The 13,081-nt window shown below is 61.8% G+C and carries 15 protein-coding genes; 5 read left to right on the forward strand and 10 right to left on the reverse strand.

What is annotated here, in order from left to right; all coding sequences use genetic code 11:
• Window positions 1-65 precede the first annotated feature (65 nt).
• Window positions 66-596 carry a ferritin-like domain-containing protein gene (locus tag BLV67_RS11885; protein WP_017136789.1) on the reverse strand — a complete coding sequence of 177 codons (531 nt, stop codon included), beginning with the start codon at window positions 594-596 and terminating at the stop codon, window positions 66-68.
• 199 nt (window positions 597-795) lie between these two features.
• On the opposite strand from BLV67_RS11885, the gene BLV67_RS11890 reads away from it, so the two are divergent.
• Window positions 796-1,686: an esterase/lipase family protein gene (locus BLV67_RS11890; protein ID WP_065930647.1), complete on the forward strand. Its 891-nt coding sequence runs from the start codon at window positions 796-798 to the stop codon at window positions 1,684-1,686.
• Window positions 1,687-1,799: 113 nt separating this feature from the next.
• On the opposite strand, the gene BLV67_RS11895 is transcribed toward BLV67_RS11890, so the two are convergent.
• The gene (locus BLV67_RS11895; protein WP_069786866.1) at window positions 1,800-2,687 is read right to left on the reverse strand and encodes a DMT family transporter; all 888 of its coding nucleotides are present in this window, start codon (window positions 2,685-2,687) and stop codon (window positions 1,800-1,802) included.
• Window positions 2,688-2,784: 97 nt separating this feature from the next.
• On the opposite strand from BLV67_RS11895, the gene BLV67_RS11900 reads away from it, so the two are divergent.
• The 3 genes from BLV67_RS11900 to BLV67_RS11910 all read left to right on the forward strand — a co-directional run bounded on the left by BLV67_RS11900 (window position 2,785) and on the right by BLV67_RS11910 (window position 5,093).
• The gene (locus BLV67_RS11900; protein ID WP_065930645.1) at window positions 2,785-3,573 is read left to right on the forward strand and encodes an AraC family transcriptional regulator; all 789 of its coding nucleotides are present in this window, start codon (window positions 2,785-2,787) and stop codon (window positions 3,571-3,573) included.
• A 72-nt stretch (window positions 3,574-3,645) separates the two neighbouring features.
• Window positions 3,646-3,948: a PsiF family protein gene (locus BLV67_RS11905; protein ID WP_065930644.1), complete on the forward strand. Its 303-nt coding sequence runs from the start codon at window positions 3,646-3,648 to the stop codon at window positions 3,946-3,948.
• 131 nt (window positions 3,949-4,079) lie between these two features.
• Window positions 4,080-5,093, forward strand: a complete 1,014-nt coding sequence (locus BLV67_RS11910) for an AI-2E family transporter (RefSeq protein ID WP_056860493.1) — start codon at window positions 4,080-4,082, stop codon at window positions 5,091-5,093.
• Window positions 5,094-5,216: 123 nt separating this feature from the next.
• On the opposite strand, the gene BLV67_RS11915 is transcribed toward BLV67_RS11910, so the two are convergent.
• Window positions 5,217-6,491, reverse strand: coding sequence for an Hsp70 family protein (locus BLV67_RS11915; protein ID WP_017136783.1), 1,275 nt, complete (start codon window positions 6,489-6,491; stop codon window positions 5,217-5,219).
• A gap of 238 nt (window positions 6,492-6,729) precedes the next feature.
• On the opposite strand from BLV67_RS11915, the gene BLV67_RS11920 reads away from it, so the two are divergent.
• Window positions 6,730-7,668 carry a DnaJ C-terminal domain-containing protein gene (locus BLV67_RS11920; protein WP_069786867.1) on the forward strand — a complete coding sequence of 313 codons (939 nt, stop codon included), beginning with the start codon at window positions 6,730-6,732 and terminating at the stop codon, window positions 7,666-7,668.
• 81 nt (window positions 7,669-7,749) lie between these two features.
• On the opposite strand, the gene ureC is transcribed toward BLV67_RS11920, so the two are convergent.
• The 7 genes from ureC to urtE form a co-directional block, all read right to left on the reverse strand.
• On the reverse strand, window positions 7,750-9,450 hold the full coding sequence (gene ureC / locus BLV67_RS11925; protein WP_065930641.1) for an urease subunit alpha: 1,701 nt from the start codon (window positions 9,448-9,450) through the stop codon (window positions 7,750-7,752).
• 125 nt (window positions 9,451-9,575) lie between these two features.
• The gene (locus BLV67_RS11930) at window positions 9,576-9,884 is read right to left on the reverse strand and encodes an urease subunit beta (RefSeq protein WP_069786868.1); all 309 of its coding nucleotides are present in this window, start codon (window positions 9,882-9,884) and stop codon (window positions 9,576-9,578) included.
• Window positions 9,881-10,414: a GNAT family N-acetyltransferase gene (locus tag BLV67_RS11935; protein WP_065930639.1), complete on the reverse strand. Its 534-nt coding sequence runs from the start codon at window positions 10,412-10,414 to the stop codon at window positions 9,881-9,883. The genes BLV67_RS11930 and BLV67_RS11935 overlap by 4 nt, the downstream gene beginning before the upstream one ends.
• A 5-nt stretch (window positions 10,415-10,419) precedes the next feature.
• Window positions 10,420-10,932, reverse strand: a complete 513-nt coding sequence (locus BLV67_RS11940; RefSeq protein ID WP_069786869.1) for a GNAT family N-acetyltransferase — start codon at window positions 10,930-10,932, stop codon at window positions 10,420-10,422.
• 9 nt (window positions 10,933-10,941) lie between these two features.
• A complete protein-coding gene (gene ureA / locus BLV67_RS11945) occupies window positions 10,942-11,244 on the reverse strand; it encodes an urease subunit gamma (RefSeq protein ID WP_032878149.1) in 303 nt (100 codons plus the stop codon).
• Between the two features lie 148 nt (window positions 11,245-11,392).
• Window positions 11,393-12,232, reverse strand: a complete 840-nt coding sequence (locus tag BLV67_RS11950) for an urease accessory protein UreD (RefSeq protein ID WP_069786870.1) — start codon at window positions 12,230-12,232, stop codon at window positions 11,393-11,395.
• A 31-nt stretch (window positions 12,233-12,263) separates the two neighbouring features.
• Complete coding sequence (gene urtE, locus BLV67_RS11955; RefSeq protein WP_065930636.1) at window positions 12,264-12,962, reverse strand: urea ABC transporter ATP-binding subunit UrtE; 699 nt, start codon at window positions 12,960-12,962, stop codon at window positions 12,264-12,266.
• Window positions 12,963-13,081 lie beyond the last annotated feature (119 nt).

Here is a 13,081-nt window from a genome sequence, read left to right on the forward strand (position 1 = left end):
CAGAAGGAACGCTAGCCAAATGTGGGAGCGAGCAAGCCCGCTCCCACACTGTTTTGTGGTGTTAGTTACAGGTCCTGCAGAATATCCGCCATGTCATCGGCGTGTTCTTCTTCCTGGGCCAGGATGTCTTCGAAGATTCGACGTGTAGTCGGGTCTTTATCACCGATGTACTGGATGATTTCGCGATAGCTGTCCACCGCGATCCGTTCGGCCACCAGGTCTTCGTAGACCATTTCCTTCAAAGTATTGCCGGCCACGTATTGAGCGTGGGAGTTCTTCGACAGCAGGTCGGGGTTGAACTCCGGCTCACCGCCCAGTTGCACGATGCGCTCGGCCAGTTTGTCGGCGTGTTCGGCTTCCTGAGTGGCGTGCTCCAGGAACTCATCGGCGGCGACACTGGCTTTCAGGCCGCTGGCCATGAAGTAGTGACGCTTGTAGCGCAACACGCAGACCAGTTCAGTGGCCAGCGACTCGTTGAGCAGGCGGATAATTTCCTCACGGTCGGCATCGTAACCTTCGGTCACGGCGCCGTTTTCGACGTGCTGGCGGGCGCGGCTGCGCAGGGTTGCAACGTCGGTCAAGTTTGCTTGGGTCATCTCAATCTCCTGGTGCTAATCCGGTTTTGCGCCACGCTCTGTCGGCGTGATCACTCCAAGTTGTGAGTCCTGGCTGACGCAAAAAGTTTTATCGGATTTCACACCGTCTGACCGGGCACTTCCAAACGGCTTAGTCATGGGGCAGTCATGTCGGCTGGTCTAGGATGGCATTATCGCTTTCCGAACTGGATGCCGGCCCATGCCCGATTCCCTCGCCACGCGTTACCCCTTGGTGCTGGTGCCCGGCATGCTGGGCTTTGTGCGCGTAGGCTTTTTCCCTTACTGGTACGGCATTGTCCCGGCGCTGCGAGCGGGTGGGGCGCAGGTATTTGCCATTCAGGTGGCGCCGCTGGATGCCAGCGAGGTGCGCGGCGAGCAGTTGCTGGCGCACATCGAACAGATCCGCCGCGAGACCGGCGCCGATAAGGTCAACCTGATCGGCCACAGCCAGGGCGCGCTCACCGCGCGTTATGCCGCCGCCCTGCGCCCGCAGTGGGTGGCGTCCGTGACGTCGGTGGCCGGGCCCAACCATGGCTCGGAACTGGCGGACCATATCCACGCCCATTACCCGCCGGCCAGCGTGAAAGGCAGGCTGATGAGCGCGGCGTTTCATCTGGTTGCCTGGGTAATGGGCCTGCTGGAAACCGGCTATCGCGGCCCGCGCTTCAAGGCCGACTTGCAGGCCTCGCATCAATCCCTGACCCGTGACGGTGTGGCCTTGTTCAACCGCCAGTATCCCCAAGGGCTGCCCGAAATCTGGGGCGGGCAGGGCGCCGAGGTGGTCAACGGCGTGCGTTATTACTCGTGGTCCGGCACCTTGCAGCCAGGCAAGACCGACCGTGGGCGCAACCTGCTGGATGGCACCAATCGCAGTTGCCGGCTGTTTGCGCGCAGCTTTGTGCGTGAGCAGGGCCAATGTGACGGCATGGTCGGGCGCTACAGCTCACACTTGGGCACGGTCATCGGTGATGACTACGCCCTGGACCACTTCGATATCGTCAACCAATCCATGGGGTTGGTGGGCAAAGGTGCGGAGCCGATCCGGTTGTTTGTCGAGCATGCCCGGCGGCTGAAGGCGGCGGGGGTTTAACCGGGAGACCGGATTATCGTTCATCGCAGGCAAGCCAGCTCCCACATTCGACCGGGTTCCAGCTTTGGAATGGGGTCGAATGTGGGAGCTGGCTTGCCTGCGATAGCGATCTGTCAGGCGACGCCAACCTCACGACGCACCGGCGTAATCCAACGCTCCGACAAAATCACCCCACCCAAGGTCAGCAAGCCACCGACCAAGTGATACGGCGCCAACTCTTCCTTCAGCACCACCGCCGCAATCAAGGCGGTAATCAACGGCAGCAAGTTGAAAAACAGTGTGGTGCGGCTTGGCCCCAGGTGTTTCACCGAGTGCATCCACGCCAGTGGCGCCAGCATCGACGCCAGCAGGCACGCGTACAGCACCAGCGGGATATTCGCCCAGCCCAAGCCGGCTTTGGCCGAGAACAGGAACAGCGGAAACAGCACCACCACCGCCACCAGTATCTGCAAATACAGCAACACCAGCGGCGGCAGGCGCAATTGCCATTTTTTCAGCAGGGTGCTGTAGACCGCGTAGGCCAGGGTAGCGAACAGCATCATCGCGTCACCCAGGTTAAGCCCGTGTTGCAGCAATGCGCCGAGGTTGCCGGCCGAGACCACCACGACCACGCCCGCGAACGACAGCACCGCACCGGTCAACGCGCCGAAGGTAAGGCGTTGGCCGAGGCTGATGATGGCGGCCGTGAGCGACATCAAGGGCATCAGCGACAGGATGATGCCCATGTTGGTGGCGCTGGTCAGCGTCGCGGCGTAGTAGGCCAGGCTTTGATACACCGCCATGCCCAGTACGCCGAGGATGAAAATCTTGCCCAGGTTCGGGCGGATCAGCGCCCAGTTGGCCAGCACCGGCTTGAGCATGAACGGAGTAAACAGCAACGCCGCCAGCAACCAGCGGTAAAAGCCGATTTCTGCGGGGAAGATCGAGCCCACCGCCAGTTTGTTGACCACGGTGTTGCCGGCCCAGATAAAGATGGCCAGCAGGGGATACGCGTATTGCATCGAAAGAAACCAGGTGTGTTGATGAGCCGGGATTATCCCCTGTCTGGATAGAAGCCTATACTGCGATCCAGACAACCGACCTTTGTATCCAGACAATATGGCCAGACACACCGTACGCCTCGCGGACTTTCGTAGCCTGCCGAGCCCCGTCTACTTCCGCTACTCCGAATTCGCCCCCGACACCGAGTGCACGCCGCACCGGCATGGTTGGGGCTCGCTGGACTATTCGGCCAATGGCGTGATGCGCATGGAAGTGGCCGGCAACCGCTTTATGTCGCCGCCGCAGTACGCGGTATGGATCCCCCCCAATACCGAGCACAGTTCCTACAATGCCCAGGCGATTGTGTATCGCTCCGTGGGCCTGGTCCCGGAGCTCTGCGCGCAACTGCCGCAGGCGCCGTGCACCTTGGCGATCAGTGACATTCTCAAGGCCATCCTCAGCGACTTTGCCCAGCGTGACGTCAATATCGCGCAGACCGAGGCCGACATACGCCTGGCCCAGGTGCTGGTGGACCAGCTCAAGCAAGCGCCGATGCATGATTGCTTCCTGCCTTACGCGCGCCACCCCGGCTTGCTCGGCGTACTTGAGGGCATGCAGGCCGAGCCTGGCGACAATCGCCCGCTGGCGCAGTGGGCCGAGCAAGTGCATGTGAGTGAGCGGACGTTGGCGCGCCAATTTGTGCGCGAGCTGGGCATGAGCTTCGGTGAATGGCGCCAGCGCCTGCGTTACCTCGCCGCCATCGAAGCCCTGGACAGCGACCGCAGTGTGCAACACGTAGCCTTTGACTTGGGCTACAGCACCGCCTCGGCGTTTATCGCCATGTTCCAGCGTCACGCCGGCTGCACCCCGGAGCAGTACCGCCGGTCGAATATCCGTGGGCGCTGAAGATGTAACAGGTTTTGACTACACTGCTGCGTAGGCCGTGCCCCTTTGGTACGGCAACAGGGAGAAAACTCCATGAAGATGCTGCGTATTCCGTTGTTGATGATGGGCCTGCTGCTGTGTTCCCAAGGCTTCGCTGCCACAGCCCAGCAAAATAAAATGACCACCTGCAATGCCCAAGCCTCCACCAAGACGCTCAAGGGCGATGACCGCAAGGCTTTTATGAAGACCTGCCTGTCGGCGCCGGCCGCCAACGATGCCAAGACCCTGACTCCGCAGCAGCAGAAAATGAAAGACTGCAATGCCACGGCGAAAACCAAGGCGTTGGCCGGCGATGCGCGTAAAACCTTTATGAGCACCTGCCTCAAAGGCAACTGATAGCGCCTATCTCCTGTGGGAGCGAGCAAGCCCGCTCCCACACTGCCGGTGTTCGCCATTCAGACCTCTCGCTTGATTCCCTCAAGGCTGGCAGACTGCCCATCCTTTAGCGCCGTTCGTTTTGAGGCTGTATGCCAACGTTTTCTCAGCGTCACGTGTTGTTGCTGGTCAGTTGCATCATCATTTTCGGCGGGCTCCTGCTGGTGCTGCCACTCAAGCTGCTGCCCAGCCTGCTGGCCGGCCTGTTGGTTTATGAACTGGTCAACATGCTCACCCCGCAGTTGCAGCGGTTGATCGAAGGCCGGCGTGCGCGTTGGCTGGCGGTGGCCTTGCTGGGCACCTTGATCGTCAGCGTGCTGACCCTGATCTTTGCCGGCGCCATCAGTTTCCTGCTCCACGAGGCGGAAAACCCCGGGGCTTCGCTGGACAAATTCATGGGCGTGGTCGACCGCGCGCGCGGGCAACTGCCGCCGTTCGTCGACGCCTACCTGCCCGCCAGTGCCGCCGAGTTCCGCGTGGCCATCGGCGATTGGTTGAGCAAGCACCTGAGCGAGCTGCAACTGGTCGGCAAAGACGCCGCCCACATGTTCGTCACCCTGCTGATCGGCATGGTGCTCGGCGCCATCATTGCCTTGCAGCGTGTGCCCGACCTGACCAAACGCAAACCCCTGGCTGCGGCGCTGTTCGACCGCCTGCACCTGTTGGTCCAAGCGTTTCGCAATATCGTCTTCGCCCAGATCAAGATTGCCGCGCTTAATACGGCCTTCACTGCGATTTTTCTCGCCGTCGTGTTGCCGCTGTGCGGTATCCACCTGCCGCTGACCAAAACCCTGATCGTGCTGACCTTCCTGGTCGGCCTGCTGCCGGTGATCGGCAACCTGATCTCCAACACCCTGATCACCATCGTCGCGCTGTCGCTGTCGATCTGGGTGGCGGTGGCGGCGTTGGGGTATTTGATCGTGATCCACAAGGTCGAGTACTTCCTCAACGCGCGCATTGTCGGCGGGCAGATCAGTGCCAAATCCTGGGAGTTGCTGCTGGCGATGCTGGTGTTTGAAGCCGCGTTCGGCCTGCCGGGTGTGGTGGCGGGGCCGATTTATTATGCGTATTTAAAGAGTGAGTTGAAGCTGGCGGGGATGGTTTAACTGGCCCGTTAGCTCGTTCCCACGCTCTGCGTGGGAATGCTGCCCTGGACGCTCTGCGTCCGCTGTTGAAGTCGTGACGCGGAGCGTCACAGGATGCATTCCCACGCGGAGCGTGGGAACGATCTACTCCATTGCGCCGTAACGCTTGCTCGCCTCAATCGCCAGACCACTGCCGATACTGCCGAAGATATTACCTTCCACATGCCGTGCATTCGGCAGCATGGCCGAGATGCTGTGGCGCAGTGCCGGAATGCCGCTGGAGCCGCCGGTGAAGAACACCGTGTCCACCTGGGCCACGCTCACCGAGGCATCGTTAAGCAGTTGGGTGACGCTGTTGCGCACACGCTCCAGCAACGCGTCGATGGACGACTCGAACAATGCTCGGCTGAGGTCGACGCTCAGGCCTTTTTCGATGCGGTCCAGGGCCACGTGGCGGTTGTCTTCGTGGGTCAGCTGGATCTTGGTTTCTTCCACTTCCATGGCCAGCCAGTGCCCGGCGCGCTGTTCGATCAGCTTGAACAGGCGGTCGATGCCGCCGGTGTCTTCGATGTCGTAGCGCATGCTGCCCAGGGCCAGCTGGGATTTTTGCGAATACACCGAGTTGATGGTGTGCCAGGTGGCCAGGTTCATGTGGTGGCTGGTGGGCATGTAGGCGCCGCTTTTCATGCGGCTGCCGTAGCCGAACAACGGCATCATGCCTTGCAGGCTTAGCTGTTTGTCGAAGTCGGTGCCGCCGATGTGCACGCCGCCGGTGGCGAGGATGTCGCTCTGGCGGTTGTCGTTGTGACGGCGGTCCGGCGACAGGCGCACCAGCGAGAAGTCTGAAGTACCGCCGCCGATGTCGACGATCAGTACCAGCTCTTCTTTCTCGATGGTCGACTCGTAGTCAAACGCGGCCGCGATCGGCTCGTACTGGAACGAGATGTCCTTGAAACCGATCTTGCGCGCCACATCCACCAGGGTGTTTTCCGCTTCCTGGTCGGCCATGGGGTCGTCATCGACGAAGAACACCGGGCGGCCCAGCACCACTTCTTCGAACTCGCGACCGGCGTTGGCTTCGGCGCGGCTCTTGAGCTGGCCGATAAACAGCGCCAGCAGGTCGGTGAACGGCATGGCCGTGCCGAGCACGCTGGTGTCGTGCTTGATCAGCTTGGAACCCAGCAGGCTCTTGAGCGAGCGCATCAGCCGGCCTTCGTAGTTCTCCAGGTATTCGTGCAGCGCCAGGCGACCGTACACCGGGCGGCGCTCCTCGAAGTTGAAGAACACCACCGACGGCAACGTGATCTTGTCGTCCTCCAGCGCGATAAGCGTCTCCTCGCCGGGGCGGATCCAGCCGACGGTGGAGTTGGACGTGCCGAAGTCGATGCCGCAGGCACGGGCTGGGGATGTGTTGTTCATGTCTTCCAGGTTCCGGTTAAAAAACGGCCGCGCAGTGTATGCCACTCGAGGGCGGATGCGTAGGCCGACTATCCGCTAAATCGTGCTTGAAAGTTGGGTATTTGCCCCCACATCTGTTGCATACGGCTAGCGCCGATAACACTTTGACGCACCCCCAGGCCACACCACTCAACAGGTGCAAAGCAGCGCACGTTGTGCCCCGGGCTGTGCGATCTCGATTAAGGATGGTGAACCGCCGATGGATTTCAAAGACTATTACAAGATTCTGGGTGTCGAGCCGAGCGCCGATGACAAGGAAATCAAGGCCGCCTATCGCAAGCTCGCACGCAAGTATCACCCGGACGTGAGCAAGGAAAAGGACGCCGAAGAGAAATTCAAAGACGCGTCCGAAGCCTACGAAGCGCTCAAAAGCGCCGACAAGCGCGCCGAGTACGATGAGCTGCGCAAATATGGCCAGCATGGCCAGCCGTTTCAGGGGCCGCCGGGCTGGCAGAGCCGTGGCGGTTTTGGCGGTGGCCAGGACGCGGGTGATTTCTCGGACTTCTTCAGTTCGATCTTCGGCGCGCGCGGCGATGCTTTTGGTGGCGGCCAGCGCCGTCCAACCGGGCGCAAGGGCCAGGACGTGGAGATGCAGCTGTCGGTGTCGCTTGAAGAAACGCTGTCCACCGAATCCAAGCAGATCAGCTTTCAGGTGCCGCAGTACGACGCCTCCGGCCGGCATGTCAGCAACACCGTCAAAAGCCTGAATGTGAAGATTCCGGCCGGTGTGGCCGATGGCGAGCGTATCCGCCTCAAGGGCCAGGGGGCACCGGGCGTCGGCGGCGGTGCCAATGGCGATCTGTACCTGATCATCAAGTTTGCGTCGCACGCCAAGTTCGAAGTCGATGGCGAAAACCTGATCATCAACCTGCCGCTGGCCCCGTGGGAGCTGGCGCTGGGCACGGAAGTCGCAGTGCCGACCCTTACCGGCAAGATCAACCTCAAAGTGCCGGCCGGCAGCCAGAACGGCCAACGCATGCGCGCCAAGGGCCATGGGTTGTTGAACAAGGCCGGTGAACGCGGTTTTCTGTTCATCCAGCTCAAAGCCGTGATGCCCAAGGCGGCAGACGATGAGGTCAAGGCGTTGTGGCAAGCCCTGGCGGAAAAAGCCGCGTTCGACCCCCGCGAGCACTTCTGAGCGGGCAGCCTACGTAGACCGGTAATGCACCGCACGCCCCGGAACGCAAGATAACCCGGGGCGTCGGCACGCTTGCCTGGGTTAAAACAAAAAGTAGCGCTGGGCCATGGGCAATACATCCGCCGGTTCGCACCACAACAACTGGCCGTCGGCCTTGACCTGATAAGTCTGTGGGTCAACCTCGATCTGCGGCAGGTAATCGTTGTGGATCAGGTCGGTTTTCTGCACATCGCGACAGCCCTTGACCACCGCAATCTGCTTCTTCAGCCCCAGCGCCTCGGGCACGCCTGCGTCCTGGGCGGCCTGGCTGATAAAGGTCAGGCTGGTGGCGTGCAGCGAGCTGCCGAAGCTGGCGAACATGGGGCGGTAGTGCACCGGTTGCGGCGTGGGGATCGAGGCGTTGGCGTCACCCATCAGGCTTGAAGCAATGGCGCCGCCCTTGAGGATCAAGGTCGGTTTGATGCCAAAGAACGCCGGACGCCACAGCACCAGATCAGCCCACTTGCCCACTTCAATCGAGCCGACGATATGGCTGACGCCGTGAGTGATCGCCGGGTTGATGGTGTACTTGGCGATGTAGCGCTTGGCGCGGAAGTTATCGTTGCCGGGGCCGTCGCCGGGCAGGGCGCCACGCTGCTTTTTCATCTTGTCGGCGGTCTGCCAGGTGCGCGTGATCACTTCGCCGACACGGCCCATGGCCTGACTGTCGGAGCTGATCATCGAAAAGGCGCCGAGGTCGTGCAGGATGTCTTCGGCGGCGATGGTCTCGCGGCGGATGCGGCTTTCGGCGAAGGCCACGTCTTCGGCAATGCTCGGGTCCAGGTGATGGCAGACCATCAGCATGTCCAGGTGCTCGTCGATGGTGTTGCGCGTGAACGGCCGCGTCGGGTTGGTCGAGCTGGGCAGCACGTTGGCGAAGCCGCAGGCCTTGATGATGTCCGGCGCATGGCCGCCACCGGCGCCTTCGGTGTGGTAGGTGTGGATGGTGCGGCCTTTGAGCGCGGCCAGGGTGGTTTCGACGAAGCCGGATTCGTTGAGCGTGTCACTGTGGATCGCCACCTGCACGTCGTACTGGTCGGCCACGTTCAGGCAGTTGTCGATGCTGGCGGGGGTGGTGCCCCAGTCTTCATGCAGCTTTAAACCGATGGCGCCGGCCTTGACCTGCTCGATCAGGGGCTCGGGCAAACTGGCGTTGCCCTTGCCGGTGAAACCGATGTTCATCGGGAACGAATCGCTGGCTTGCAGCATGCGCGCCAGGTGCCACGGGCCGGAGGTGCAGGTGGTGGCGTTGGTGCCGGTGGCCGGGCCGGTGCCGCCGCCGATCATGGTGGTGACGCCGCTGGTCAGCGCTTCTTCGATCTGCTGCGGGCAAATGAAGTGCACGTGGCTGTCGATGCCGCCGGCGGTGAGGATCATGCCTTCACCGGCAATCACCTCGGTGCTGGCGCCGATGGCCATGGTCACGCCGGGCTGGATATCCGGGTTGCCGGCCTTGCCGATCGCATGAATGCGGCCGTTTTTGAGGCCGACGTCGGCCTTGACGATGCCCCAGTGGTCGATGATCAGCGCATTGGTGATCAAGGTGTCGACCACTTCATGGGCGAGCAGTTGGCTTTGGCCCTGGCCGTCGCGGATGACTTTGCCGCCGCCGAACTTGACCTCTTCGCCGTAGACGGTGAAGTCCTGTTCGACTTCGACGAACAGGTCGGTGTCGGCCAGGCGCACCTTGTCACCGACGGTGGGGCCGTACATGTCGGCGTAGGCTTGTCTGGAAATCTTCATGTGCGTATTCCTTGATCGTTCCCACGCTCTGCGTGGGACTGCATCCGGTGACGCTCTGCGTCACGACTTTAAGGGCGGGGCGCGGAGCGTCCCAGGCGGCGTTCCCACGCGGAGCGTGGGAACGATCAGTCGAGGTCGCCCATGATCCGCCCGGCAAATCCAAAAACTCGCCGCCCGCCGCTCAAATCCACCAACTCGATGTCGCGACTTTGCCCCGGCTCGAACCGCACGGCCGTCCCGGCCGGAATATTCAAGCGCGTGCCCCGGCTGGCGGGGCGATCAAAGGTCAGCGCGTCGTTGGTCTCGAAAAAATGGTAATGCGAGCCCACCTGGATCGGCCGGTCGCCGCTGTTGGCCACGCTGAGGGTGACGGTGCGCCGGCCGACGTTGAGTTCGATGTCGCCAGGCTGGATCTGATATTCACCAGGAATCATGCAGGTTGCCCCAGGGTCTTGAAGTAGATGGCGGTCGGGGTGTAGCGCCCGTCCGGGCTTTGGCAGTAGTCGGGCAGCTCCCCGATCTTGGTGTAGCGCAGCGACTGGTAAAAGGCTTCGGCGCCGGAGCCGGCCTCGGTGTCCAGATACAGCAGGCCGCGCTTGTGCTGGCGTGCGGCGAGTTCCAGGGTGTTCATCAACTGTTGGCCCAGGCCATGGCGGCGGGCGCTGCTGTGTACCAGCAGCTTTTGCACTTCGGCGCGGTTCAGGCCGTTGGCTTTCAGGCACAGCGCCAGTTGCACGCTGGCGATCACTTGCTCGTCGCGCACCACCACCCACAGCAGCAGGCTGCCCTCTTCGATACTTGCCTGCACGCCGCTCAAATAGGTGCGGGCCTGGGCTTGATCGAAGTCAGCCATAAAACCGACAGAAGCGCCGTGCTTCACCGCGTCCAGCAACAGCTCAATCAAACCCAGGCGGTAGTGGGCAAAACTTTCAGCATTGACTCGACGCAGGTGCGTAGCGCTCATCGATCTCACTCCTTGGGCGGTTCGGCGCCCGGATTCAATGTCAGTTGCATAAAGGTCAGGTCCAGCCAGCGGCCGAACTTGATGCCCACTTGCGGCATATGCCCGGTGCTGATGAAACCCAGGCGCTCGTGCAGGCGGATCGACGCCTGGTTGCCGCTTTCAATGGCCGCGACCATCACGTGTTTGCCGCAGGTTGCGGCGCGTTCGATCAGGGCATGCATCAGGCGCGGGCCGAGGCCTTTGCCGCGTTGGTCATTGCGCACGTACACCGAGTGCTCAACGCTGTAGCGAAAACCCTCGAAAGGGCGCCAGTCGCCGAAGGAGGCGTAGCCGGTGACTTCATCGTTTTCCACCGCCACCAGAATCGGGTACTGCTGCGCCTGGCGTGCACTGAACCAGGCCTGGCGGTTGGCCAGGTCCACCGGTTGCTCGTTCCAGATGGCCGTGGTGTTGAGCACCGCATCGTTGTAGATGTCGCGGATCGCCGGCAGGTCTTGCTCGGTAGCATCACGAATCATGGCCGGGCCTCACGCGATTGGCTGGTGGACGGTCACCAGCTTGGTGCCATCGGGGAAGGTGGCTTCCACCTGGATATCCGGGATCATTTCCGGGATGCCTTCCATCACTTGCTCGCGGCTGAGCAAGGTGGTGCCGAAGTGCATCAACTCGGCCACGGTGCGGCCATCGCGGGCGCCTTCCATCAGCGCGGCCGAGATATAGGCGATGGTTTCCGGGTAGTTGAGCTTCACGCCGCGCGCCAAGCGGCGCTCGGCCACCAGGCCGGCGGTGAAGATCAGCAGTTTGTCTTTTTCCCGTGGGGTCAAATCCATGGTTCAAGGTCTCTCATAGCAAGCATTCTTAACTACATCAGAGGTCAACATGTGGGAGCGGGCTTGCTCGCGAAAGCGGTAGATCAGTTAAAGATGCGCCGACTGACACGCCGCATTCGCGAGCAAGCCCGCTCCCACATGTTGATCTTCATGTGCTCCAGATTCGTGGTGCGACGGCTTCTCGCCCCAGCACTGCCGGGCGCAACAGCCGCCATAAATCAATCAACCAGCCCCGTGCCAGCAGCGCCTCACTGGCCAGACAGCGGGCGACCAGCAAGCCGGGCAGTTGGGTCAGGTCGCCGCGCACGGCATGGGGCAGAGCGCGGCAGGTTTCCATTAATTGCGGGTCTATATCGCCGGTCAGCAGCAACGTCGCAAACACCGGCTGCCCATCCAGCCCGATGGGCGAATCGAGCAAACCGTCGGCGCCTACAATGCGCTGGCGCTCATGCCAGAGCAACTGGCCGTCGCGGCGAATATCCAGGTGCGATTGAAAGTGGCCCAGGTCAAAACGTTCTCCACTGGCCGGGCGGCCGAGGGCCACCACGTCCCAGTAAAACAGCCGGGCATCGCCGTGTAGATCAATGCGCGTGCTGAGTTCGGCCTGGGCGGCGCTGAACACGATGGTTTCCTGGGGCAGCCATTCCAGGGTCGCACCGGCCTCTACGGTCAATTCGAGCCGTTGAAACGCAGGGCCGCTGGCGCGATACCACTTGGCTGCGCCGGGGCTGGTCAGTTGCGCCCAGGCGCCATTGGCCACATGGGCGCGGATGTCCAGGCGGTCGCCACCGGCAATCCCGCCGGGCGGGTGCACGATGATGTGCTGGCACACCTCGGGGCCTTCGGCGTACAGGTGCTTTTGCACCCGCAGCGGGCCAAGGTGGCGGCGCATCACCGGGCGCGTGGTGTCGCCGAAACGCGCGTAGCCGAGTTCCAGCTCGGCATGCCAGCTGGGGGTGAACAGGGCAGGAGTAACGGGCAGGTTCATATTTTCGGGCTTATCGTCAGGACGCTACAGATTAAATCGTAACCAGCCCGCGTACACCTTCGCTTTCCATATTTTCACCGCGGCCCTGCTGCACAATTTCACCGCGTGACATCACCAGGTATTGGTCGGCCAGTTCGGCGGCAAAATCGTAGAACTGTTCCACCAAGAGGATCGCCATATCACCGCGTGCCGCGAGCTTTTTGATCACCGCACCGATCTCTTTGATGACGGACGGCTGGATGCCCTCGGTAGGCTCGTCGAGAATCAACAGGCGCGGGCGGCTGGCCAGTGCGCGGCCAATTGCCAACTGCTGCTGTTGACCGCCGGACAAGTCGCCACCGCGCCGATGTTTCATTTGCAGCAGCACCGGGAACAGTTCGTAGATAAATGCCGGGACTTCCTTGGCTTCGGAGCCTGGGAAGCGCGAGAGCCCCATCAACAGGTTTTCTTCCACCGTCAGCCGTCCGAAAATCTCCCGACCCTGGGGCACGTAGGCGATACCCGCGTGCACGCGCTGGTGCGGCTTGAAGCCGGTGATGGCCTTGCCTTCCCAATTCACCGCGCCGTCTTTGGCCGGCAGCAAACCCATCAGGCATTTGAGCAAGGTGGTCTTGCCCACGCCGTTACGGCCGAGCAGGCAGGTGACTTCGCCGATCTTCACGTCGAATGAGAGCCCGCGCAGGATGTGGCTACCGCCGTAGTACTGGTGCAGCTTGTCGACTTGCAGCATGTTCAAAACCTCCTCAATTGATCGTTCCCACGCTCTGCGTGGGAATGCTGCACTGGACGCTCTGCGTCCGCTGTGTGACGCGGAGCGTCACCGAATGCATTCCCACGCGGAGCGTGGGA

This window comes from Pseudomonas salomonii (assembly GCF_900107155.1).
Classification (GTDB): Bacteria; Pseudomonadota; Gammaproteobacteria; order Pseudomonadales; family Pseudomonadaceae; genus Aquipseudomonas; species Aquipseudomonas salomonii.